General features: G+C 71.2%; 21 protein-coding genes. 9 read left to right on the top strand and 12 right to left on the bottom strand.

Annotated elements, in window-relative coordinates; all coding sequences use genetic code 11:
- The first annotated feature begins 51 nt into the window (after nt 1–51).
- Nucleotides 52–1,314, top strand: a complete 1,263-nt coding sequence (locus tag ABEA34_RS15340; RefSeq protein ID WP_345522229.1) for an MSCRAMM family protein — start codon at nt 52–54, stop codon at nt 1,312–1,314.
- Here ABEA34_RS15340 and ABEA34_RS15335 read toward each other — a convergent pair whose 3' ends face one another.
- On the bottom strand, nt 1,315–1,689 hold the full coding sequence (locus ABEA34_RS15335) for a nuclear transport factor 2 family protein (protein WP_345522227.1): 375 nt from the start codon (nt 1,687–1,689) through the stop codon (nt 1,315–1,317).
- A gap of 85 nt (nt 1,690–1,774) precedes the next feature.
- Between ABEA34_RS15335 and ABEA34_RS15330 the strand changes: the two genes are divergently transcribed.
- Both ABEA34_RS15330 and ABEA34_RS15325 read left to right on the top strand, forming a co-directional pair.
- Nucleotides 1,775–2,374: an HD domain-containing protein gene (locus ABEA34_RS15330; RefSeq protein WP_425576876.1), complete on the top strand. Its 600-nt coding sequence runs from the start codon at nt 1,775–1,777 to the stop codon at nt 2,372–2,374.
- A 34-nt stretch (nt 2,375–2,408) separates the two neighbouring features.
- Nucleotides 2,409–3,710, top strand: coding sequence for an 8-oxoguanine deaminase (locus tag ABEA34_RS15325; RefSeq protein WP_345522224.1), 1,302 nt, complete (start codon nt 2,409–2,411; stop codon nt 3,708–3,710).
- Nucleotides 3,711–3,763: 53 nt separating this feature from the next.
- Here ABEA34_RS15325 and ABEA34_RS15320 read toward each other — a convergent pair whose 3' ends face one another.
- Both ABEA34_RS15320 and ABEA34_RS15315 read right to left on the bottom strand, forming a co-directional pair.
- The gene (locus ABEA34_RS15320) at nt 3,764–4,030 is read right to left on the bottom strand and encodes a DUF4031 domain-containing protein (RefSeq protein WP_345522223.1); all 267 of its coding nucleotides are present in this window, start codon (nt 4,028–4,030) and stop codon (nt 3,764–3,766) included.
- On the bottom strand, nt 4,027–4,734 hold the full coding sequence (locus ABEA34_RS15315) for a copper homeostasis protein CutC (protein ID WP_345522222.1): 708 nt from the start codon (nt 4,732–4,734) through the stop codon (nt 4,027–4,029). The genes ABEA34_RS15320 and ABEA34_RS15315 overlap by 4 nt, the downstream gene beginning before the upstream one ends.
- 83 nt (nt 4,735–4,817) lie before the next feature.
- Between ABEA34_RS15315 and ABEA34_RS15310 the strand changes: the two genes are divergently transcribed.
- Nucleotides 4,818–5,162 (top strand): hypothetical protein, encoded by a 345-nt coding sequence (locus tag ABEA34_RS15310; protein ID WP_345522221.1) that lies wholly within the window; start codon nt 4,818–4,820, stop codon nt 5,160–5,162.
- Here the strand turns inward: ABEA34_RS15310 and ABEA34_RS15305 are convergent.
- From ABEA34_RS15305 to ABEA34_RS15290, 4 genes are all read right to left on the bottom strand, one after another.
- Entirely contained in the window at nt 5,157–5,816 is a 660-nt protein-coding gene (locus ABEA34_RS15305; protein ID WP_345522801.1) for a GntR family transcriptional regulator, read from the bottom strand. The genes ABEA34_RS15310 and ABEA34_RS15305 overlap by 6 nt on opposite strands.
- 134 nt (nt 5,817–5,950) lie before the next feature.
- A complete protein-coding gene (locus tag ABEA34_RS15300; protein WP_345522800.1) occupies nt 5,951–6,337 on the bottom strand; it encodes an ABC transporter permease in 387 nt (128 codons plus the stop codon).
- Nucleotides 6,338–6,471: 134 nt separating this feature from the next.
- Nucleotides 6,472–8,511, bottom strand: a complete 2,040-nt coding sequence (locus tag ABEA34_RS15295; RefSeq protein ID WP_345522219.1) for an ABC transporter permease — start codon at nt 8,509–8,511, stop codon at nt 6,472–6,474.
- The gene (locus ABEA34_RS15290; RefSeq protein WP_345522217.1) at nt 8,508–9,260 is read right to left on the bottom strand and encodes an ABC transporter ATP-binding protein; all 753 of its coding nucleotides are present in this window, start codon (nt 9,258–9,260) and stop codon (nt 8,508–8,510) included. Before ABEA34_RS15290 ends, ABEA34_RS15295 begins: the two co-directional genes overlap by 4 nt.
- 104 nt (nt 9,261–9,364) lie before the next feature.
- Between ABEA34_RS15290 and ABEA34_RS15285 the strand changes: the two genes are divergently transcribed.
- Genes ABEA34_RS15285 through ABEA34_RS15275 form a run of 3 tightly spaced genes read left to right on the top strand, consistent with a single transcriptional unit; the run spans nt 9,365 to nt 12,141 of the window.
- Nucleotides 9,365–9,979: an alpha-ketoglutarate-dependent dioxygenase AlkB gene (locus ABEA34_RS15285; RefSeq protein WP_345522216.1), complete on the top strand. Its 615-nt coding sequence runs from the start codon at nt 9,365–9,367 to the stop codon at nt 9,977–9,979.
- A 58-nt stretch (nt 9,980–10,037) separates the two neighbouring features.
- The gene (gene gndA, locus ABEA34_RS15280) at nt 10,038–11,474 is read left to right on the top strand and encodes an NADP-dependent phosphogluconate dehydrogenase (RefSeq protein WP_345522215.1); all 1,437 of its coding nucleotides are present in this window, start codon (nt 10,038–10,040) and stop codon (nt 11,472–11,474) included.
- A 37-nt stretch (nt 11,475–11,511) separates the two neighbouring features.
- Entirely contained in the window at nt 11,512–12,141 is a 630-nt protein-coding gene (locus ABEA34_RS15275) for a methyltransferase (protein ID WP_345522214.1), read from the top strand.
- 56 nt (nt 12,142–12,197) lie between these two features.
- Here ABEA34_RS15275 and ABEA34_RS15270 read toward each other — a convergent pair whose 3' ends face one another.
- The 3 genes from ABEA34_RS15270 to ABEA34_RS15260 all read right to left on the bottom strand — a co-directional run bounded on the left by ABEA34_RS15270 (nt 12,198) and on the right by ABEA34_RS15260 (nt 15,211).
- Nucleotides 12,198–13,457, bottom strand: a complete 1,260-nt coding sequence (locus ABEA34_RS15270; RefSeq protein ID WP_345522213.1) for an HNH endonuclease signature motif containing protein — start codon at nt 13,455–13,457, stop codon at nt 12,198–12,200.
- Nucleotides 13,458–14,051: 594 nt separating this feature from the next.
- The gene (locus ABEA34_RS15265; RefSeq protein ID WP_345522212.1) at nt 14,052–14,258 is read right to left on the bottom strand and encodes a CDGSH iron-sulfur domain-containing protein; all 207 of its coding nucleotides are present in this window, start codon (nt 14,256–14,258) and stop codon (nt 14,052–14,054) included.
- The gene (locus tag ABEA34_RS15260) at nt 14,255–15,211 is read right to left on the bottom strand and encodes an iron-containing redox enzyme family protein (protein ID WP_345522211.1); all 957 of its coding nucleotides are present in this window, start codon (nt 15,209–15,211) and stop codon (nt 14,255–14,257) included. Before ABEA34_RS15260 ends, ABEA34_RS15265 begins: the two co-directional genes overlap by 4 nt.
- Before the next feature lie 67 nt (nt 15,212–15,278).
- On the opposite strand from ABEA34_RS15260, the gene ABEA34_RS15255 reads away from it, so the two are divergent.
- The gene (locus ABEA34_RS15255; protein ID WP_345522210.1) at nt 15,279–16,139 is read left to right on the top strand and encodes an aldo/keto reductase; all 861 of its coding nucleotides are present in this window, start codon (nt 15,279–15,281) and stop codon (nt 16,137–16,139) included.
- On the opposite strand, the gene ABEA34_RS15250 is transcribed toward ABEA34_RS15255, so the two are convergent.
- Complete coding sequence (locus tag ABEA34_RS15250) at nt 16,140–16,703, bottom strand: LemA family protein (protein WP_345522208.1); 564 nt, start codon at nt 16,701–16,703, stop codon at nt 16,140–16,142.
- Nucleotides 16,704–16,756: 53 nt separating this feature from the next.
- On the bottom strand, nt 16,757–18,517 hold the full coding sequence (locus ABEA34_RS15245) for a DUF2207 domain-containing protein (protein ID WP_345522207.1): 1,761 nt from the start codon (nt 18,515–18,517) through the stop codon (nt 16,757–16,759).
- Nucleotides 18,518–18,598: 81 nt separating this feature from the next.
- On the opposite strand from ABEA34_RS15245, the gene ABEA34_RS15240 reads away from it, so the two are divergent.
- Nucleotides 18,599–19,942 carry an MFS transporter gene (locus ABEA34_RS15240; RefSeq protein ID WP_345522206.1) on the top strand — a complete coding sequence of 448 codons (1,344 nt, stop codon included), beginning with the start codon at nt 18,599–18,601 and terminating at the stop codon, nt 19,940–19,942.
- Nucleotides 19,943–19,947 lie beyond the last annotated feature (5 nt).

Below are 19,947 nucleotides of genomic sequence, written 5' to 3'. Positions count from 1 at the left end.
GCCTGAGGCGATCTTTGGGGGACCTCAAGGTCAGGGACCTACGCTGGAAGCATGCTCCCTTCTCGTTGGACCCGGACCGCACTGGTGGCCGTGGTGGCGCTGCTCGCCTCGTTGGTGCTGGTCGGCGCGCCCGTCGGCGCCGAGGCCGCCTCGGACAAGGGCGTCGTCACCGGCGTCCTCAACTTCCCGCAGAAGGACCACCCGAAGGTCCAGATGCTCTGGTTCGACCGGAACTGGAAGTACCTCGGCCGCAAGAGCGCCGGTGGCGGCTCGTTCGCCCTCAACCTCGCGCCCGGCACCTACCACCTGCAGTTCATCGACCTGCGGAAGGCGTACGACACCAAGAAGTACGCCCCGACCGACGTGAAGGTGACGGTCCGCGCCGGGTCGCCGACGATCCGCAACGTGACGATGAAGCGCGGCGGCTTCGTCACCGGAACGATCCGGACCGGTGACGGCAAGCCCGCCAAGGGCGCGCGCGTCGTCGCCGCCAACCGGGCGGAGCAGTCGTTCGAGACGACCGCCAACGACAAGGGCCAGTTCGCCGTCGGGGGCCTGCCGGAGGGCAAGTACTCCGTCTTCACCTGGGACAAGAAGAAGCGCTGGGTCGACAAGAGCTTCTACGCAGGCAGCGTCAAGCCCCGCACCGGCAAGAACCTGAAGATCACCATGCGCAAGCCGGCCGGCGCGATGCGGGTGCTGCTCTACACGCCCAACGGCTCGCTGGCCGGCCGGACCTCCGTGACCGTCACCAGCAAGGCGACCGGCCAGTGGTGGACGGCGACCGCCAAGGGCGGCACCGCGGTGTTCGAGGGTCTCTACCCCGGCAGGTACACGCTGAAGTTCGACGGACTGGGTGTCTGGCTGCCGCGGACCGGCAGCGTCGTCTCCGCCAAGGTGAAGCCCAACCGGACCGACATCGGCAAGTTCAAGATCACCAAGCGCGGTGGCTGGGTCACCGGCCGGATCGTCGACGCCGGACAGCCGGCGACGGCGCTGCGGCCACCGTTCTCCGGCGGCGCGGGCGCGACCATCAACCTGTACAGCGCCAGCGGCGCCAAGCTCGCCACGACCACCAGCAGCGCCAGCGGCACCTTCACCCTGTCGGGCGCGCTCACCACGCAGTCGAACCTCACGATCACCGTGGACCCGACCGGCAGCAGTGGCGGATACATGCGGGGCCAGGGCTACTGCCACTTCGATCACGCGGAGTTCACCGGCTTCAAGCTGGCGACGAGCCGGGCGACGGCAACCGGCGACCTCCCCGTAGCGCGCACGACCGGCCAGACCGACCCGAGCTGCACGACTCCGTGACTAGCTGACCACCATGTCGTCGTTGCTCCAGTAGGCGCGCATGGTGGTGATCCTGCCGTCGTCGTCGAAGGTCATCGCATCGATCGGCGACAGGGTGTAGGTCTTGTCGCCGGCCCGGGTGATGATCTCGAACAGGAAGCTGGCCTCGCCGCCCGCGATCCTGGCCTCGACCAGCCGCGTCTCTTGCTGCAGCCCCTCGAGGGTCGCGTAGAACTCCCGGATCGACGCGTGCCCGGTGCGGACGTCGGTCCCGACCGGGTCCTCGACGGTGGCGTCCTCGGCGTACAGCGCGACGATCTCGTCGGCCGTGCCGGAGCCGACCAGACGGATGTAGTCGTCGACTACCTGACGGATGCGGTCGGCACTGGCGGCCATCTGAGCTCCTCGGGTCGTGACGTAGAACACGTTCTTGCAGAGCCCACCGTAGCGCGGCCGGTCCGTGCCGTCTTGAATGGTCGGCGTGGATCTCCTCCTCGCCTGGCCGCTGCCGGGCGCGCGCCCGCTGGGCGCCCAGCTGGTCGCGTCGTACGACCACCCGGCCCGGCGCTACCACGACGGCCGCCACCTCGGTGAGGTGCTCGAGCGGATCCACGAGCTGTCGGCGCACGGGGTGGAGTTCGACCGGATGGCGGTGCTGCTGGCCGCGTGGTTCCACGACAGCGTGTACGACGCGCAGCCCGATGCCGAGAAGCGCTCCGCGGCCTGGGCCGCCGAGGCGCTGCCGACCCTGGTCGACCAGGCCGTCGTCGACGAGGTGGTCCGCCTGGTGCTGATGACCGAGCACCACCGGCCCGCGGACGACGACGGCAACGGCTGCGCGCTGTCCGACGCCGACCTGGCGATCCTGGCCGCGCCGGCGGAGCGGTACGCCGAGTACGTAGCGTCCGTGCGGGAGGAGTACGCCCAGATGCCGGACGACCTCTTCGCCGCCGGCCGCGCCGAGGTGCTGCGCGACCTGCTGGCGAAGCCGCACCTCTTCCACACGGCGTACGCCCAGGACGCGTGGGAGGACACCGCCCGGGCCAACGTGCGGCGCGAGCTGGACGAGCTGGCGCCGTAACGCTCGTGACACGACCGGGCGCTAGCGTCCGGCCATGACCAGGACAGTCCTCCGGGGAGCCCGCTGGCCCGGTGACGTGGCGATCGAGGACGGCCTGATCGTGGGCGTCGGCGAGGTGCCCGCCCTCGACGGTGACGTGGTCGTGGACTGCGCGGGCGACATCATCACGCCCGGGCTGGTCAACACCCACCACCACTTCTACCAGTGGCTGACGCGTGGCTGGGCGGTCGACGAGGGGCTGTTCGGCTGGCTGACGACGCTCTACCCGGTCTGGGCCCGGCTGACCCCCGAGGACGTCGAGGCGGCCAGCGCCGTCGCACTCGCGGAGCTGGCGCTGTCGGGCTGCACGACGGCCGCCGACCACCACTACCTGGTGCCGGGCGGCGACGACTCAGTCTTCGACGCGATCGCAGCCGCGGCCCGCCGGATCGGCGTACGCGTCCACCTCGCGCGCGGGTCGATGGACCTCGGCGCCTCCGCCGGCGGGCTGCCGCCCGACTCGGTCGTGGAGGAGGTCGACGCGATCCTGGCCTCGACGGTCGCGGTGCACGACCGGCTGCACGACGGCGACCGCGTGGTGGTGACGGTGGCGCCGTGCAGCCCGTTCAGCGTCTCCACCCGGTTGATGACGGAGTCGGCGGAGCTGGCGCGGTCACGGGGACTCCGCCTGCACACCCACCTCGCCGAGACCCTGGACGAGGAGCGCGACAGCATCGCCCGCTTCGGGCGCCGGCCGATGGAGATGCTCGACGAGCTCGGCTGGATCGCGCCGGACGTGTGGGTGGCGCACGGGATCCACTTCTCCGACGCGGAGGTGGCGCGGCTCGGGGCGACGCGCACGGGGGTCGCGCACTGCCCCTCCTCCAACTGCCGACTCGGCTCCGGCATCGCGCGCGTGCGCGACCTGGTCGCCGCCGGCGCCCCGGTCGGGCTGGGGGTCGACGGGGTGGCGTCCAACGAGGTCGGGACCCTGCAGCCGGAGATGCGGCAGGCGCTCTACCTGGCGCGGCAGCGCTCGCTCGACCCCACCGCCTTCTCCTCCGCGGACGCCCTCGCGCTCGCCACGACCGGGGGCGCGGCCTGCCTGGGCCGGTCGGACATCGGCTCGCTGGCGGTCGGCCTGAAGGCGGACGTCGTGGTCTGGCCGGGCGACGACGTCGCGGACGTGCTCGACCCGGTCGCCGCCCTCGTCCTCGGCCCCGAGCGCTCGGCCCGGCACGTGCTGGTGGGCGGGGAGCACGTCGTGCGCGACGGCCACCTGGTGGGCGCGGACCTGGCCGACCTGCGGCGGGAGCTGGCTCGGCGGGCGCGGCGGCTGTGGCCCTCGGCGGGATAGCCACGGGCGAGATGGTTGCCCGGGGGGCCTCCTGACAGCCAACTTGTCCGTGGCTATCCCGCCGGACGCCCCTTGCGCCGCCGCAGACCGGCCGCGGTGAGCCGGGCGACGAGCTCGCGCGACGAGATGGGGACGGCGCCGGCGGCGACCACGGTGTCGTACCACTCGGACGGGACGTCGTAGTGGTCCCGGTCGAAGCCGCGCGGCGGGATGTCGAGGGTCCGCGCGAAGGCATGCAGCTCGTCGTACGACGTGTCGCTGGCGAGGTGCGACCACAGGCGGCCGTGCCCGGCCGCGTTGGGTGGGTCGATCAGGATCACCCGACGGAGCGTACGGCGCGCTCCAGCGCGTCATCGACGAGCAGCCGCCAGGACCGGACGTGGCCGGCGTCGACGTACGCCTTGAGCGAGCCGCCGGGACGGACCTGCCGGCCGAGGTGGAACTGGTACACGTCGGCGCGCACGAACCACGGCACGTGCTCGGCGAGCAGCCCGCCCCCGGGCATCAGCAGGCGGGCGACCCGGGGGTCGGCCGCGGTCTCGATCAGGTCGTCGAAGCCGACGGACAGCCCCCGCGGCGAGCCGGCCGAGCGCGCGGCGGCGAGGTCGGGCAGGTCCATCAGCCGTCGCCACGAGCGCCGCGGGTCGAGGGTATCGTCGATCGCGCGACCGAAGGTCCAGGGCACGCCGGGCAGCAGGCCCGACAGGTAGGCGCACACCTCGGTGTCGATCTCGAGGTCACCGTCGAGGAAGCCGAAGGAGACGCCGGTCGCACCGCAGCCGAGGTAGCTCTCGCCCAGCCCGGCCAGCCGGGCCAGCTCACCGCCGGTGGTGGTCCAGGTGTCGTTGAGCCGGAGCACCACGTGGACGGGGAGATCGGTCTCCCGGCAGACGGACGAGACGAGCACGGGCTCGGGCGACATCCCCTCCGGTGTGGAGAGGAGCAGCCGATCGGCTCCGCCCTCCTCCGCGCCGGACACGTCACGCGGATCGAGGACGGCGACCTCGAGGAGCGCCTGGCCCATGGATGAATGGTAGGAGCGCCGGGCCGGCGGGTGCGGGAGCCGCGCTGAGGCGGTCGGCTTTCGCGCGGGGGCATGATGGAGGGATGGACGACACCCTGCTGTTCGACGCACGGGCCCGGGTCCTGGCCGACCTGGAGGCGCGCAACCACGCGACCCCGACGGCGGTCTCGGCGCTCGAGGACGCCGTCGAGCAACGCAAGTGGTGGGCCGAGCAGTGGCCCGAGGGCGCCGAGTACGTCGCCGGGCTGGTCGCCCAGGACGTGCAGGACGCCCTCATCGAGACCGTCGGGCGCTGGCCGATCTGTCGTGACTGCGGCGACCACGCACCCCTGCACGTGCTCTACATCCAGCCGGACCTCGGCGGGCCGGACCCGGTGTGGGTCTGCGAGGAGAGCGGCGACGTCGTGGCGCCGCTCGGCGGGCTATGACTCGGCGCCGACCTGCAGCCACATGGTGAAGCGGTCGGCCCGGTAGACCGTCCGCGAGACCTCGACGACCTTCTCGCCCGCCGACCCGCGCCGCGAGTGCCGGAGCACCGACGCGCCGGGAGTCAGCTCGAGGAGCTCGGCCTCGTCCTCGCTGGCGACGTCGGCGTTGATCGAGTCCTCGGCCCAGGTCGGCCGCAGGCCCCGCGCCTCGAGCGCGTCGTACAGGCTGGTGGGCATCCCGCTCTGCAGGAAGCCGGGGATCAGGACCTCGTTGAGGTAGGCGTCCTCGATGCACATCGGCTGGGCGTCCGCGCGGCGCAGCCGACGCCAGTGGATCACCGCGTCGCCCTCGCTCACGTTGAGCGCCCGCGCGACACCAGGGCCGGCCTGCTCACGCCGGGCCAGCAGCGTCTGCGACTCGGGGAGGAGGCCGCGGCGGGCCATCTCCTCGCTGTAGCTCGTCAGCCGGCTCGCCGTCCGTCGGGGACGGGCCACGAAGGTGCCGCGTCCGGGAATGCGCTCGAGCAGTCCTTCGACCACGAGCGCATCCATCGCCTGTCGTACCGTCATGCGGGCAACGCCGAACCGATGCACCAGCTCACGCTCGGATGGTGCAGGCGAACCGGGTGCTGCCCCCGTGACGAGGGTGCGCACGTATTCGCGCACCTGGACGTGCTTCAGGGCACGTCCCTCGGTCACCAGCAAGTCGTCCACGCCTGAACTGTAGGCAGTGAAAGCGCCCGCGTCCGGCGTTCGGCAGGAACCGTGGGTACGCCGGTTTTACGGCCTCAGTCCGTCGCAATTGCGCGGAGCACGTCGAGCCGCGCCGCGCGGCGCGCCGGGAAGACTGCGGCCAGCACGCCGATGATCACCGAGAGCACCAGGAAGACCACGAGCTGGCCCACCGGGACGCTGATCACCTCGAGGCCCTGGTCGCGTACGGCGTACATCAGCGCGACACCGAACCCGAGCCCCAGCACCACACCCAGCAGGGCACCGAGGACGGCGATCACCACCGACTCCAGCGTGATCATCAGCCGCAGCTGGGACCGGCTCAGACCGATGGCGCGGAGCAGGCCCACCTCGCGGGTCCGCTCGATCACGGACAGCGCCAGGGTGTTGACGATGCCGAGGACCGCGATCACCAGCGCGAGACCGAGCAGCGCGAAGATCATCAGCACGAACTGGTCGATCGGCTCGCGCTGCTCCTGCGCGAACGCCGCCTGGTCCTTGACCGTCACCACGGGCAGCTCGGCCACGACCGCGTCGAGGCGGTCCTGGATGCCCGGCGAGTCGTCGGTGAAGAGGATCAGCACGTTGTCGCTCTGCGGGAAGCCGGCCTCCACGAAGTCGTCGAGGCTGAGCAGGACCGGGGCCGCGACGACCGGGTTGTCCTCGAAGACGCCGCTGACGGAGTAGGTGCGCTTGCCGGCCGGCATGTCCAGGCCGAGCTCGTCGCCGGCCGAGAGGTCGTGGTCGTCGGCCCAGGTGCGCTGGAGCAGCACCCTGCCCGCGGCCAGGCCGCCCCCGTCGTCGAGGTCGAGCTCGAGCGCGTCGACGTCCCCGGGTCCACGGCGGCCACGAACTGGTTGTCGCCGTCGCGCTCGGCGCTGCCGAAGCGCTCGCGCACGACCTGGTCCACGCCGTCGACCTCGGTCATCTGGTCGCCGATCACGGGCGAGAAGCCGGAGCCGATCACGTTGCTCACCACGAAGTCGCCGACGAAGTTCTCCGACACCGACTTGTCGACGCTCGCCTTCGCGGAGTCGCCGACGATCGCCATCGTGCACGCCAGCGCGAGCCCGATCATCAGCGCGGACGCGGTGGCCGTCGTACGCCGCGGGTTGCGCAGCGAGTTCTGCCCGGCGAGGTTGCCGACGCTGCCGAAGACCCGCGCGTACGCCGTACGCGCCAGGGCGAGGAAGGGCTTGCTGATCACCGGGCTCATCGCGGCGACGCCGAGGAGGATGCCGAGCACCCCGCCGCCGACCTGCCAGCCGCTGTGCGGGAGATCGACGAAGAGACCGAGCATGAGGACGACGAGGCCGAGGACGGTGAGGGCGAGCCCCCACACGAAGCGCCGCCGCAACGACGACTCCGGGAGGGCGATGTCGTCCCGCATCGCCTGGACCGGCGCGATCCGCCCGGTCCTCCGGGCGGGCAGCCAGGCGGCGGCCATCGTGACGAGGATGCCGACGGCGTACGACGCGATGAACGTGCGTGGTGCGAAGATCAGCGGCTGGCCGGAGAGGTCGAGCCCGAAGTTGGCGAAGAGCGCCCGGATGCCCATCGCCAGCAGGACTCCGAGACCCAGGCCGATGGTCGCGCCGAGGACGCCGAGGACGAACGCCTCGAGCTGCACCGACCACATCACCTGCCGCTTGGAGGCGCCGAGCGCGCGCAGCAGCGCGAGCTCCCGGCTGCGCTGGGCGACCAGGATGGAGAACGTGTTGACGATGAGGAAGGCCCCGACGACCAGCGAGATGCCGGCGAAGATCAGCAGGAAGGTCGTCAGGAACGAGATCGCGTCGACCAGGTCGGACGCCGACTCGTCGGCGGCGTCGTCCCCGGTGACGGCCTCGACGCCGTCGGCGAGCCGTGGCTCGACGTCGTCGCGGAGCCGCTCCTGCGACACCCCGTCCTCGGCGGTCACCCAGATGTCGGTGTACGCGTCCTCACCGCCGAGGAAGAGCGCCTGGGCGGTCGGCGTGTCGAAGGCGGCGTACGTCGCGCCGTTGAGCGAGCCGCCGCTGGGGAAGCCGGCGATGCCGACCAGCTCCGGCTCGATCCGGGTCGACGCGACCGGCTGACCGTCCGCCGGGATGGCTGTCGCCGTCGACGGGATGATGTCGACCTTGTCGCCGACGACGTACCCGGCCCGCTCGGCGGTGCGCTCGTCGAGGACGACCTCGTCGGCCCCGTGCGGCTCGTGGCCCTGGACGATCGTGAGCCCCTGCAGCCCGTGCCCGGCCGGGGCGTCGGACCAGTTGCCGCCGATCGCCGGCGGGCCGAAGCCGCTGACCACCTTGCCGCTCTTGCTCACGACGAAGACCCCGAAGGCGCTGACGTTGCCGTCGACCCGCGCCGCGCCGGGCACGTCCTTCAGCTGCTCGACCAGGCTCCCCGGCAGGGTCACCGTCGAGGGCGCGCCGTCCGCCGTCGTACCGCCCTCGGGACGCACCACCACGTCGCCGACCGTCGAGGCGAAGAGCGCGGTGAAGCTGCGGCTCAGGGTGTCGGAGAAGATCAGCGAGCCCGCGACGAAGGCCACCCCGAGCACGATGGCGAACGTGCTCATCAGCAGGCGCACCTTGCGCCCGAGCAGGCTCTTCAGGGCCGCCTTGATCACGGCGCGTCGGCCATCCGGTTCATGACCTCGAGGACCTGCTCGCGCGTCGGGTCGCGGAGCTCGTCGACGACGCGGCCGTCGGCGAGGAAGACCACCCGGTCGGTGTACGCCGCGGCCACGGGGTCGTGGGTCACCATCACGACCGTCTGCCCGTGCTCGTCGACGCTGCGGCGCAGCAGCTCCAGCACCTCGGCGCCGGAGCGCGAGTCGAGGTTGCCGGTCGGCTCGTCGGCGAAGACGATCCGGGGCCGGCTGGCCAGCGCCCGCGCCACCGCCACGCGCTGCTGCTGGCCGCCCGAGAGCTCGTTGGGCTTGTGCTTGAGGCGGTCACCGAGGCCGACGGTCGCGATCACGGAGTCGTACCACTCCCGGTCGGGCTTCCGGCCGGCGATCGACATCGGCAGGGTGATGTTCTCCTCGGCGGTCAACGTCGGCACCAGGTTGAACGACTGGAAGACGAAGCCGATCTCGTCGCGGCGCAGCCGGGTCAGGCCCTTGTCCTTGAGCGTGGTCAGGTCCTGCTCGCCGATGAAGACCGAGCCGCTGTCGGCGCTGTCGAGCGCCGCGCAGCAGTGCATCAGCGTCGACTTGCCGGAGCCGCTCGGACCCATGACCGCGGTGAACTCGCCGGCGGCGATGTCCAGGGTCACGTCGTCGAGGGCGGTCACCATCGCCTGGCCGGAGCCGTAGGTCTTGGTGAGGTTGCGGACGCGCGCGGCCGGCGCCGAAGTGGGGGGTGCCTCGGTCATGCGCCTACCCTCCCGTGTCCCCGGGGGCGGCGCCACCGGAATGACCCTGACCCGACCCCGAATCGATGTCGAACATCTGTTCGACTGCAGCGTATGCTCGAGCCATGGACTTCCAGGGTTCGCTGTTCGGGGCGCCGGCCGTCGAGGCGCCGACCTTCGACCGGGTCGAGCGCCGGGAGCTGACGCGCGGCGCGTGGGTCGACGTCTGCCCGGCCTGGCTGCCCGAGGCCGACGACGTGTTCGCGGCCATGGTGCGCGACGTGCCCTGGCGGGCGGAGCGTCGGCAGATGTACGACCGCGAGGTCGCCGTACCCCGGCTCCTGTGCATGTACGGCGTCGGCGAGGCGCTCCCCCACGCCGCGCTCGGCCGGGCTCGCGGCGCGCTGTCGGCGCACTACCGGCCCGAGCTCGGCGAGCCGTTCGTGACCGCCGGCTGCTGCTACTACCGCGACGGGCGCGACAGCGTCGCGTGGCACGGTGACACCATCGGCCGCGGCAAGACCCACGACACGATGGTCGCGATCGTCTCGCTCGGCGACCCGCGCCGGCTCGCGCTCCGACCCCGGCTCGGCGGAGCGTCGATCTCCCTCGAGATGGGCCACGGCGACCTGCTCGTCATGGGCGGCTCCTGCCAGCGGACGTGGGAGCACGCCGTGCCCAAGGTGGCGCACGCCGGCCCACGGGTCTCGGTGCAGTTCCGCCCGCTCAACGTCTTCTGACGGCGTTCTCAGTCACTCGACTGATGTGCGGTTTGGGTCGCCGAGGTTGGGTGGACACATGGACGCACGAGCGACGATCGGACTGACCGGACTCGCGGTGATGGGGCGCAACCTGGCCCGCAACATCGCCCGGCACGGGCACACCATTGCGGTGCACAACCGCACGACGGCGAAGATGACGGCCCTGCTGGACGAGTTCGGCGACGAGGGTGACTTCGTCGGGTCCGAGTCCCTGGAGGACTTCGTCGCCAGCATCCAGCAGCCCCGCGCGATCGTGATCATGGTCAAGGCCGGCGAGCCGACCGATGCGGTGATCGACGCGCTGGTGCCGCTGCTCGACGAGGGCGACATCGTCGTCGACGGCGGCAACGCCCACTTCACCGACACCCTGCGCCGTGAGCAGGCGCTGAAGGAGAAGGGGCTCCACTTCGTGGGCATGGGGGTCTCGGGCGGCGAGGAGGGCGCCCTCAACGGCCCGTCGATCATGGTCGGCGGCTCCGACGACGCGTACGAGAAGCTCGGCCCGATCCTCGAGTCCATCGCGGCCGAGGTCGACGGCACCCCGTGCTGCGCGCACGTCGGACCGGACGCTGCCGGGCACTTCGTGAAGATGGTCCACAACGGCATCGAGTACGCCGACATGCAGCTCATCGCCGAGTCCTACGACCTGCTCCGTTCGGTGGCCGGGCTCGAACCGGCCGAGATCGCGCAGGTCTTCCGCGAGTGGAACGACGGCGACCTGGAGTCGTTCCTGATCGAGACCACCGCTGTCGTGCTCGACCACACGGACGCCATCACGGGCAAGCCGTTCGTCGACGTCGTCAAGGACGTCGCGGAGCAGAAGGGCACCGGCCGCTGGACGGTGCAGAACGCGCTCGACCTCGGCGTTCCGGTCACCGGCATCGCGGAGGCCACCTTCGCCCGCAGCCTCTCCGGCCACACCGAGCAGCGGGCGGCCGCCCGCAAGGTCTTCGACACCGAGCCCGAGGGCGCTCCCCTCGACGACCGCGACGCGTTCGTCGACGACGTGCGCGCGGCCCTCTACGCGTCCAAGGTGGTCGCCTACGCCCAGGGCTTCGACCAGATCGCGGCCGGCAGCGACGAGCACGGGTGGGGCGTCGACCCGGGCGCGATGGCGACGATCTGGCGCGGCGGCTGCATCATCCGCGCGCAGTTCCTGGACCGGATCAAGGAGGCGTACGCCGACGAGCCGGACCTCACGACGCTGCTGACCACGCCGTACTTCGCGAACGCGGTCACCGAGGGCGCCGACGCGTGGCGCCGCGTCGTCGCGACCGCGGTCGGCGCCGGCGTACCGACCCCGGCCTTCTCGTCGTCGCTCGCCTACTTCGACGGCCTGCGCCGCGAGCACCTGCCGGCCGCCCTGATCCAGGCGCTGCGGGACAACTTCGGCGCCCACACGTACGCCCGGGTCGACCGCGACGGCACCTTCCACACGGCATGGGCGGGTGACCTCTCCGAGGTCGAGTCCTGAGCGCTTGTCCGACGGTGCCGCTGGGTACCTCCGGCGCATGACGACCACGACGACCGAGCCGGAGGAGATGGACTTCGGCGGGCTCCGCATCGCGTACGACGCGCGCGTCCTCGAGCCCCGCCCCTGGACCGCCGCCCAGTCCGCGTGGGCGGCCGAGATCCTGGCGACCGCCCCCGGCGGCGACGTGCTCGAGCTCTGCTCGGGCGCCGGCCACATTGGCCTGCTCGCCGTCGCCGCCACCGACCGCCGGCTGGTGTGCGTCGACCTCAACCCGGTCGCGTGCGACTACACCCGCCGCAACGCCGGCACCGCCGGTATGGCGGACCGGGTCGAGGTGCGCGAGGGAGCGATCGACGAGATGGTGCGCGACAGCGAGCGGTACGCCGTCGTGATCGCCGACCCGCCGTGGGTGCGCCACACCGAGACCAGCCGCTTCCCGGAGGACCCCGTCCTCGCGATCGACGGTGGCGACGACGGCATGGACATCGCCTGGGACTGCATCGACACCGCCCGCCTGCACCTCAGCCCGGGCGGCTCGCTGGTCCTCCAGCTCGGCACCCTGGAGCAGGTGGACGCCGTGCGCGAGCGGCTGCGGCCCGACGAGCTCAGCGTCACCGAGGTACGGCAGCACGAGCGCGGCGTCCTGGTGCGGATCGACCGGAGCTAGCGACCGGCGGACCCGCGGCATGGCGATGACCCCGCCGGCGTGCCGGCGGGGTGTGGTCAGCGGGTATGTCGGGTGTGGGTGGTGTCCCAGGCGTAGGAGTACCCGTACGGGGTGGTCCAGGTGAACGTCGTGGGACCGGTGCGGATCACGGTCCAGCCGCCGTGGGTCTTGTACCGGTGGTGACCCCGACAGAGGGGCGCGAGGTTGACGGACTCGGTGTTGGTGCCGTCGAAGTTCTCGAGGTGGTCGAGGTCGGCGGGCCTGGCTGGTCGGGTGCAGTGGGGGTAGACGCAGGTGGCGTTGGTCAGCACCGCTTGTTCGCGCATGGTGTCGGTGGGCCGGTAGCCGTCGGTGTGTAGGTGCTCGTCGAGGTCGATGACCGGACGGACGACCACCTTCGTGTTGATGCCGGCGCACCAGCCCTTCACCTGCTCCACGGACACCGCGGACCGAGTGTTCTCGACACCGGCGACTCCCGCGTCGGAGAGGTGCACGTAGATCACGAGCTCCCGCTTCCGCTGGGGGCGCGGTTCGTCCTGGGTCCCGAGGTCGAGGGTGAGCTCGCGGCGGGCCAAGGCCCCGGCGGCCATGGACCGGCGGACGTTGAGCGATTCGGTGGAGCCGAGGGCGGCGAGCTCTTTGGCGCCGGCGGCGATGGCGTCGTTGAAGTCGATCGCATCTGCCAGGTCGAGTTCCCCGTCGACGTGGACGGTGCCGTTGAAGGACACCTGGTCCAGGTCCACATCCAGGCAGCGTTCGTCCGCGGCCTCCCGGCGCCGCTTCTCCGCGAGCTCGGGGTCGAACCGGCGGATGGCGTCCTCGACGGCGCGGTCGATCTGCGCGAACGAGCACCGGCGGAGGTGATGGGCGAGGTGGGCATCGACGTGACGCGCACCGTCACGGCACAGTGGTTTGGTGGATTGGGCGATCTTGCGGGCCTTCCAGACCTGCACCCGACCCGTCGTGACGGCGGCCCAGATCTTCGGGAGCCGGTAGCGGATCTCGACCGCATCACCGAGGTAGGTGCGCCCGGCATCGGTCGACATCCCCAGGGCGAGGGCGAGGTCACCGACGCAGAACTCCGCCACCAACGGTGCACCAGGTCCGGCGACCGCGAGCTCGCCCTGGGTGCCGTCCACAGTCGCGGCGTCGTCCAGGGTGTCGGTGGGGTTCATCACCGCCCACGCAACGGCCAGCTTCAGCCGGTCAACCTCTGCAGTTGCGAGGACTTCGTGATTCACGTGGAGCGCGGCCAGCACCTGGTCCGGCGAGTCATACGACTCCCCGGATCCGGCGGTGTTCTGGCCTTCGCTCATAGGTCCAGCCAAGCACTGGCCACCGACATTCAGGTGCCCAGAACCCTTGCTTTGACCAGGATGTGGACATTCTGAGGAAATACTTTTCACCCAATTTCGCAGGTGTGGGTGCAGTGCTTTCGAGGCGCGGGCCTGGCGGCGCTCGCACCTCAACCACCGCAGAACCGACCACCAGAAAGCCGGCGGCGACGCCGGGCCGAGCCCGCCGTAGCCGGCGTAGCTGCCTTTCGGCGACCGACCCGAACAGACCCGCGGCCAGCGCACATCGCCCTGCCTACGCTGCGGAGGTCTCGACGACGCTCGCTGGCGCTCGCTGCTCGACCACCCGAAGGCCAGGCCGCGACCGCAACCACCGCCCGCCATACCCGGCGAAGCTGCCTTTCGGCGACCGACCCGAGCAGACCCGCCGCCAGCGCACATCGCCCTGCCTACGCTGCGGGGGTCTCGCCGACGCTCGCTGGCGCTCGCTGCTCGACCACCGAGGACCACCGGGAAGCCGGGCAGCGACCGCAACCCACCGCCCGCCGTACCGCGTAACTGCCTGTCGGCGACCAACCCGAACCCACCCGCAGCCGACCGACAATCCGGAACGAGCTAGACGGGCCGCTGGTCCTTCGGCAGGACCTTGTGGGTGCCGTCGCACCACGGCAGGGAGCCGGACTTGAGGCAGCGGCAGACGGCGGAGACCGGGCGGGTGGTGCCGTGCGCGACGCCGTCGGGGTCCTCGACCGCGTGGTTGCCCCGGATCAGGAGCGGACCGCCGGGGCAGCGGATGGCGTCGGGGTGGTCGAAGGTGGTCATGCCACGGCCTCCTCGAGCTGCCAGTGCGCGAGGACCGAGCGGGCGAAGCGGTCCTCGAGGTCGAGGGCCGTGAACGCGCCGAACCAGAGGTCGGCCTCGAGCCCCGGCTCCTCGTCGATCATCGCCCCGCCGATCACGTGGACCGCGAGCTGCTCGTGCACGGCGTCGGCCTCGACGTGCTCGGCGTAGTAGTCGACGAGCTCCTGCGGGAAGCCAAGCCGCTGGAGGCCCTGCACCATCCGCGAGGACGGCAGCGAGCTGGTCGCCTCGAACGCCGCCAGGTGACCGATGGCCGCGCCCCGCAGCCGCCGGTGCAGGCCGAAGAGCGTCTGGGCGTTGTTCTGCTCGAGGATCTCCACCGGGACCTCGTCGATGTAGGCGCCGTACGACGCGTCGAGCCCGCTCGCCTCCATGCCCCGGGCGAAGAGGTGGTGGTGCAGCCGGTTGGGGTCGCCCGCGCCGTACTCGTCGTACAGCAGCTCCATCAGGGCGGCCTTGGCGCGTACGCCGAGCCGCGGCAGCACCCACACGGTCGGGTCGGACTCCATCAGGTGGTAGATCGAGCGGACGCGGGTCAGCTCCAGCACCTGCTCGCGCGTCGCGTCGCGGTGGACGTACGCCGCGATCGAGGCCCCATCGTGCTCGGCGACCCAGTCGAAGAAGTCCTCGACGAAGGCCAGCCCCTCCGGCGCGGTGAACCGGTCGCGCAGCCGCTGCTCGAGGTCGCGCTCGAGCAGGGAGCGGAGCTGCACCAGCTGGGAGTCCCACTCGAGGTCGTCCGGCACACCGGTGAGGTCGCGGTAGTGGAGCTGGTGGAGCACCCAGAGCGCGAGCGCGGCGTCGTCCGGCGTCGCGTCGTCGAGGGCGGTCAGCACCGCGAAGAAGTCGTCGCCGGACCGGAGCGCGCTGAAGAGCGTCTCGGTCAGGGGTCCACGTGGGGTAGGCAGATCCATGCCCTGGCGGTACCCACTCCGGCGGGACGCACCTTCACCTGCTTGGGGGAGGTAGTACGAATGGAGCATGACCAACATCGCGAGCAGCTCGGGCACCTTCGACATCGGCGGCGACCTCCCGGTCGTACGCCTCGGCTACGGCACCATGCAGCTGCCCGGCGAGGGCGTGTGGGGACCCCCGAAGGACCACGACACTGCGGTGGCGGTGCTGCGCCGGACCGTCGAGCTCGGGATCACCTTCTTCGACACCGCCGACTCCTATGGACCGGAGACCGCCGAGCAGCTGCTCAAGGACGCCCTGCACCCGTACGCCGACGACGTGGTGATCGCCACCAAGTCCGGCCTGACCCGGCAGGGTCCCGGCGTCTGGACGCCGCTCGGCTACCCGCCGTACCTCCGCCAGCAGTGCGAGCTCAGCCTGCGCCGGCTCGGCGTCGACACGATCGACCTCTACCAGCTTCACCGCATCGACGAGGCGTACCCGCTCGAGGACCAGGTGGGTGAGTTCAAGGCGCTGCAGGACGAGGGCAAGATCCGCCACATCGGCCTGTCCGAGGTCACCGTCGACCAGATCAAGGCTGCCCGTGAGGTCGCCGACATCGCGACCGTGCAGAACCTCTACAACCTGGGCAACCGCAGCGCCGAGGACGTCCTGGACTACTGCGAGGCGGAGGGGATCGGCTTCATCCCGTGGTTCCCGCTCGCCACCGGGCAGCTGTCGAAGGAGGACGGCCCCCTCGCCGACGCCTCCCGCGACCACGGCGCGACGCCGTCCCAGCTCGCGCTCGCCTGGCTGCTGCGCCGCTCGCCGGTGATGCTGCCGATCCCGGGTACGTCGAGCCTCGACCACCTGGAGTCCAACACCGAGGCTGCCGGCATCGAGCTGACCGACGAGGAGTACGAGAAGCTCTCCTCGTCAGTCGACTGACTACTCGAAGCTGACGGTCGGGGCGACGTCCTGGCCCTCGGGGGCGTCGTAGAAGTCGCGCTTGTGCACTCCTGCGATGCCGGTGAGGAACATCCACGGGATCGTCTGGGTCAGCTTGTTGAGCGTTGCGACCGCGTCGTTGTAGTACTGGCGGGCGAAGGAGATCTGGTTCTCGGTGTCCGCGAGCTGCTTCTGGAGCTCGAGGAAGTTGGTGTTGGCCTTCAGGTCCGGGTAGGCCTCGGCGACGGCGTTGACCTTGACCAGTGCCTGGCCGAGCGCGGCGTCCGCTGCGGCCTTGGCCGGGACGTCGTCGCCCTTCGCGGCGGCCTGGACGGCGCTGCGGGCCCGGGTGACCTCCTCGAAGACGCCCTTCTCGTGGGCGGCGTAGCCCTTGACGGTCTCGACCAGGTTGGGGATCAGGTCGGCGCGACGCGTCAGCTGGACGTCGATGCCACCCAGTGCCTCCTGCGCGCCGATGTCGGTGGTGCGCAGCTTGTTGAAGCCGACGACCACGAAGCCGACGATGGCGACGAGCACCACGATGACGATGATGGCGATGAGCATGTGAACTCCTCAGTTCATGGGGTGCAGGTCATGGGAGTGGGGCAAGTATGCGGTCACCAGGAGCCGCCGCCACCGCCACCGCCACCGCCGCCGCCGCTGAACCCGCCGCCGCCCCCTCCGGAGGACGACGAGGACTGGGTGGCGTTGTAGGACGAGATGGCGGAGCTGACGGTGGAGCTGAAGTCGGAGACCATCGACGAGACGGCGGTTCCGGCGTAGGCGCCGGCGTACGCCGAGCCGAAGTACGACGGCACGGGCGGCTCGGTCGCCATCTCGGTGCGGTATTTCTCCGCCCACTCGTCGGCGCAGCCGAAGGCCACCGCCCACGGGATGTAGGCGGTGTAGAGCTCCTGACGCCCTGAGAAGTCGAACCGGTCCTGCGCCGACGGCGTCGACAGGATCCGCTTGAAGCCGCCCGCGCGGGACCAGACGTCGCGGCCGGCCTTGGTGCGGCGCGTCCCGGCCCCGGGCGCGGCGAGCGAGACCGCGAAGACCGCGAACGCGCCGATGACCAGGCCGACGATCGACATGTTGAAGGGGTTCACGATCCCGATGGCGATGACGGCCAGGAAGCACCCGCCGATGACGAGCCCGCTGAGGGCGCCGAAGCCGCTCTGGGTCATCAGGCCGTTGGTGGACGCCCACGCCTTCGTGCTCGACTCGAAGGTGGACATCTCCTCCTTGAGCCGCTTGCCGGCGGTCACGTCCTTCGGGGCCGCGACGAACGACGTGCCCGGACCGCCGAGCAGGTGCGCGACCCCGGAAGTGACCGGGTCGAGCCCGGCCCAGCCGGCGGCTCCGTTCTTGTCCTTGATCGTCCAGGCGCCGTCGGAGCGGTCGAGGTCGATCGCGCCCTTCTCGGCGGCGTACATGAGCGTCGCGACGTACTGCTCGTCGTCGACCTGCTCGGTGACCAGGTACGCCGCCTGGGCGGGGCCGATCCCCTCGGGCGGCGCGTACATGAGCGGGAACTGCGGGTCGCGCTCGGCCGCCCGCTTGGCCAGGTAGAGACCGAGCAGGGCCGCGAGGACCGAGAGGAAGAGGACGACCCCGAGGCCGGCCACGCTGGGACCGAACACCGCGTCGAGGGCACGCGGCCACGGGAGCGTCCCGCCCGCGGGCGGCGTCTCCATGTCGAGACCGGTCTTGAGCGTGACCGACGTCAGCGGGGGCAGGTCGGCGGCGGTGACGTGGAGGGTCCGGGTGCCCTCGCCGTCGACCGTGCAGCCGCCCTCGTCCGTGCCGACCGCGCACTGGACCTTCTCGGCATCGGCCGGCAGGTGGACGGTCAGGTCGGCGGCGGTGATGCTCTGCGCCCACCCGCCCGGGATCAGGTTCCAGTAGAACTGGGTCTTCGACCCGTTGGTCCCGGGCTCGAGCACGCCGTCGATGCGGTAGCTGATCCGGTAGACGTGCTCCCCCGGCGACACCGTCGAGTCCGCGTCGCCGATCTTGGCGACGCGGTACCGACCGCCCCCCTGCCGCAGCATCTCCACGTCGACGTCGCCGCCGTCCATCGTCACCTTGACGTCGTGCGGGATCCGCCGGGAGTCGGGAGCCGTGGTGTCCTCGGTGTCCCAGAACCGGAAGATGCCGTGCTTGCCGCTGGACGGGAAGTCGACCGTCAGCTTCTCGACGACCTTCAGGTCACCGTCCTTGGCGACGTCGAAGTCCCCGTCGTACGACGTGATCGTGGTGGTCTCGGACTCCGCCGGGCCCTCGTCGTCACCGAGCGAGCCGTAGACGGCGGCCGGGATCAGGAGGACCAGGACCACGACGGCGAGGCCGATCGTGTAGCCCACAAGACGCTTCATGGTCCGGAGCCTAGGGGTAGGCGGAGGTCGGCGAATAAGGATTCGCAGACTGTCCATGGGCCCTGAAACACTCGTTGCAACATGTCGAGCCCCACCAGCCCCGGTCCCCTCACGCTCCGCTCGTTCTGGCACGACCTGCCGCGTGAGGGCAAGCTGCTGCTCTCGGTCGTCGTGTTCGAGTTCATCGGCACCGGTCTGGTCCTGCCGTTCAACATCGTCTACCTCCACGAGGTGCGCGGCTTCGCGCTCAGCGACGCGGGTCTGCTGCTGGCGCTCCCGCCGCTGGTGGGCTTCCTGGTGGTCGGGCCCGGTGGTGCGGCGATCGACCGGTGGGGCGCACGCCGGATCCTGGTCGGCGCGCTGGTGCTCCAGGTCATCGGCAACGTGGTGCTCGCCTTCGCCTCGACGCAGGCGGCGGCCGCCGTCGCGCTGCTGCTCAGCGGCGTGGCGTTCGGCGTCTCGTGGCCGGGCTTCCAGGCGTTCATCGCCGCGGTCATCCCGTCGGATCTCCGGCAGCGCTACTTCGGGGTCAACTTCACGCTGCTCAACCTCGGTATCGGCATCGGCGGCCTGGTGGCGGGCATGGTCGTGCGGGTCGACCACGTCGCGACGTTCCAGGCGATCTACCTGGGCGACGCGGTGAGCTACCTGCCGGCGCTCTTCCTGATGCTCGTCCCGCTGCGTCACGTCGCCGGCCGGGTGGAGCACCACGGCGACGAGCCGCGCGCGAAGGTCAGCTACCTCGACGTCGTACGCCGTCCCGCTGTCGCCTCGATGCTGGCGATCAGCTTCGTCTCGTCGTACGTCGGCTACTCGCAGCTCAACGCCGGCATGCCGGCGTACGCCCGCTCGGTCGGCGAGATCTCGACCCAGGGGCTGGGCTTCGCGTTCGCCGCCAACACCCTGGTGATCGTGCTGCTCCAGCTCGTGGTGCTGCAGCGCATCGAGGGTCGTCGGCGCACCCGGGTCATCGCGGTGATGGCGGCGGTCTGGGCGGTGTCGTGGCTGCTGCTCGGGGCGACCGGGCTGGTGTCCGGCACGTGGGGCGCCACCATGCTGGTCGCCGCGTGCGCCTCGGTCTTCGCCTTCGGCGAGACCCTGCTGCAGCCGACCGTCCCGGCGCTCGTCAACGACCTGGCGCCCGACCACCTGCGCGGGCGCTACAACGCCGCGAGCTCGGCGGCCTTCCAGCTGGCGCAGATCATCGCGCCGCCGATCGCCGGCTTCCTGATCGGGCACCACCTCGACAGCGTCTACATCGGCACCCTCGTCGCCGGTTGCGTGCTCCTCGGCGTGCTCGCGATCGTCCGGCTCGAGCCCCAGCTCCCCGCGGGCGTCAACGGCGTCCGCGAGCCCGAGCTGGTCACCGACGCCGACGTCGTACCGGAGCCCACGCCGAAGACGCGCTCCGGCACGCTGGAGTGACCCGC

It is taken from the genome of Nocardioides conyzicola, from assembly GCF_039543825.1.
In the GTDB taxonomy this organism is placed as follows: domain Bacteria; phylum Actinomycetota; class Actinomycetes; order Propionibacteriales; family Nocardioidaceae; genus Nocardioides; species Nocardioides conyzicola.
The sequence above is the reverse complement of the archived record's forward strand: the minus strand, read 5'-3'. Positions and strand labels throughout refer to the sequence as shown.

Bases quoted from the DNA above. Each gene is read 5' to 3' on its own strand.
- ABEA34_RS15315 (WP_345522222.1), bottom strand. From the start codon at position 4,734: ATGGGCCAGGCGCTCCTCGAGGTCGCCGTCCTCGATCCGCGTGACGTG.
- ABEA34_RS15285 (WP_345522216.1), top strand. From the start codon at position 9,365: ATGGACTTCCAGGGTTCGCTGTTCGGGGCGCCGGCCGTCGAGGCGCCG.
- ABEA34_RS15270 (WP_345522213.1), bottom strand. From the start codon at position 13,457: ATGAGCGAAGGCCAGAACACCGCCGGATCCGGGGAGTCGTATGACTCG.
- ABEA34_RS15245 (WP_345522207.1), bottom strand. From the start codon at position 18,517: ATGAAGCGTCTTGTGGGCTACACGATCGGCCTCGCCGTCGTGGTCCTG.
- ABEA34_RS15260 (WP_345522211.1), bottom strand. From the start codon at position 15,211: ATGGATCTGCCTACCCCACGTGGACCCCTGACCGAGACGCTCTTCAGC.
- ABEA34_RS15250 (WP_345522208.1), bottom strand. From the start codon at position 16,703: ATGCTCATCGCCATCATCGTCATCGTGGTGCTCGTCGCCATCGTCGGC.
- ABEA34_RS15240 (WP_345522206.1), top strand. From the start codon at position 18,599: ATGTCGAGCCCCACCAGCCCCGGTCCCCTCACGCTCCGCTCGTTCTGG.
- ABEA34_RS15335 (WP_345522227.1), bottom strand. From the start codon at position 1,689: ATGGCCGCCAGTGCCGACCGCATCCGTCAGGTAGTCGACGACTACATC.
- gndA (WP_345522215.1), top strand. From the start codon at position 10,038: ATGGACGCACGAGCGACGATCGGACTGACCGGACTCGCGGTGATGGGG.
- ABEA34_RS15340 (WP_345522229.1), top strand. From the start codon at position 52: ATGCTCCCTTCTCGTTGGACCCGGACCGCACTGGTGGCCGTGGTGGCG.
- ABEA34_RS15325 (WP_345522224.1), top strand. From the start codon at position 2,409: ATGACCAGGACAGTCCTCCGGGGAGCCCGCTGGCCCGGTGACGTGGCG.
- ABEA34_RS15310 (WP_345522221.1), top strand. From the start codon at position 4,818: ATGGACGACACCCTGCTGTTCGACGCACGGGCCCGGGTCCTGGCCGAC.
- ABEA34_RS15265 (WP_345522212.1), bottom strand. From the start codon at position 14,258: ATGACCACCTTCGACCACCCCGACGCCATCCGCTGCCCCGGCGGTCCG.
- ABEA34_RS15300 (WP_345522800.1), bottom strand. From the start codon at position 6,337: ATGATCTTCGCGCTGCTCGGTCTCGCGCTGGTGATCGCGGTCCTCGGC.
- ABEA34_RS15290 (WP_345522217.1), bottom strand. From the start codon at position 9,260: ATGACCGAGGCACCCCCCACTTCGGCGCCGGCCGCGCGCGTCCGCAAC.
- ABEA34_RS15255 (WP_345522210.1), top strand. From the start codon at position 15,279: ATGACCAACATCGCGAGCAGCTCGGGCACCTTCGACATCGGCGGCGAC.
- ABEA34_RS15275 (WP_345522214.1), top strand. From the start codon at position 11,512: ATGACGACCACGACGACCGAGCCGGAGGAGATGGACTTCGGCGGGCTC.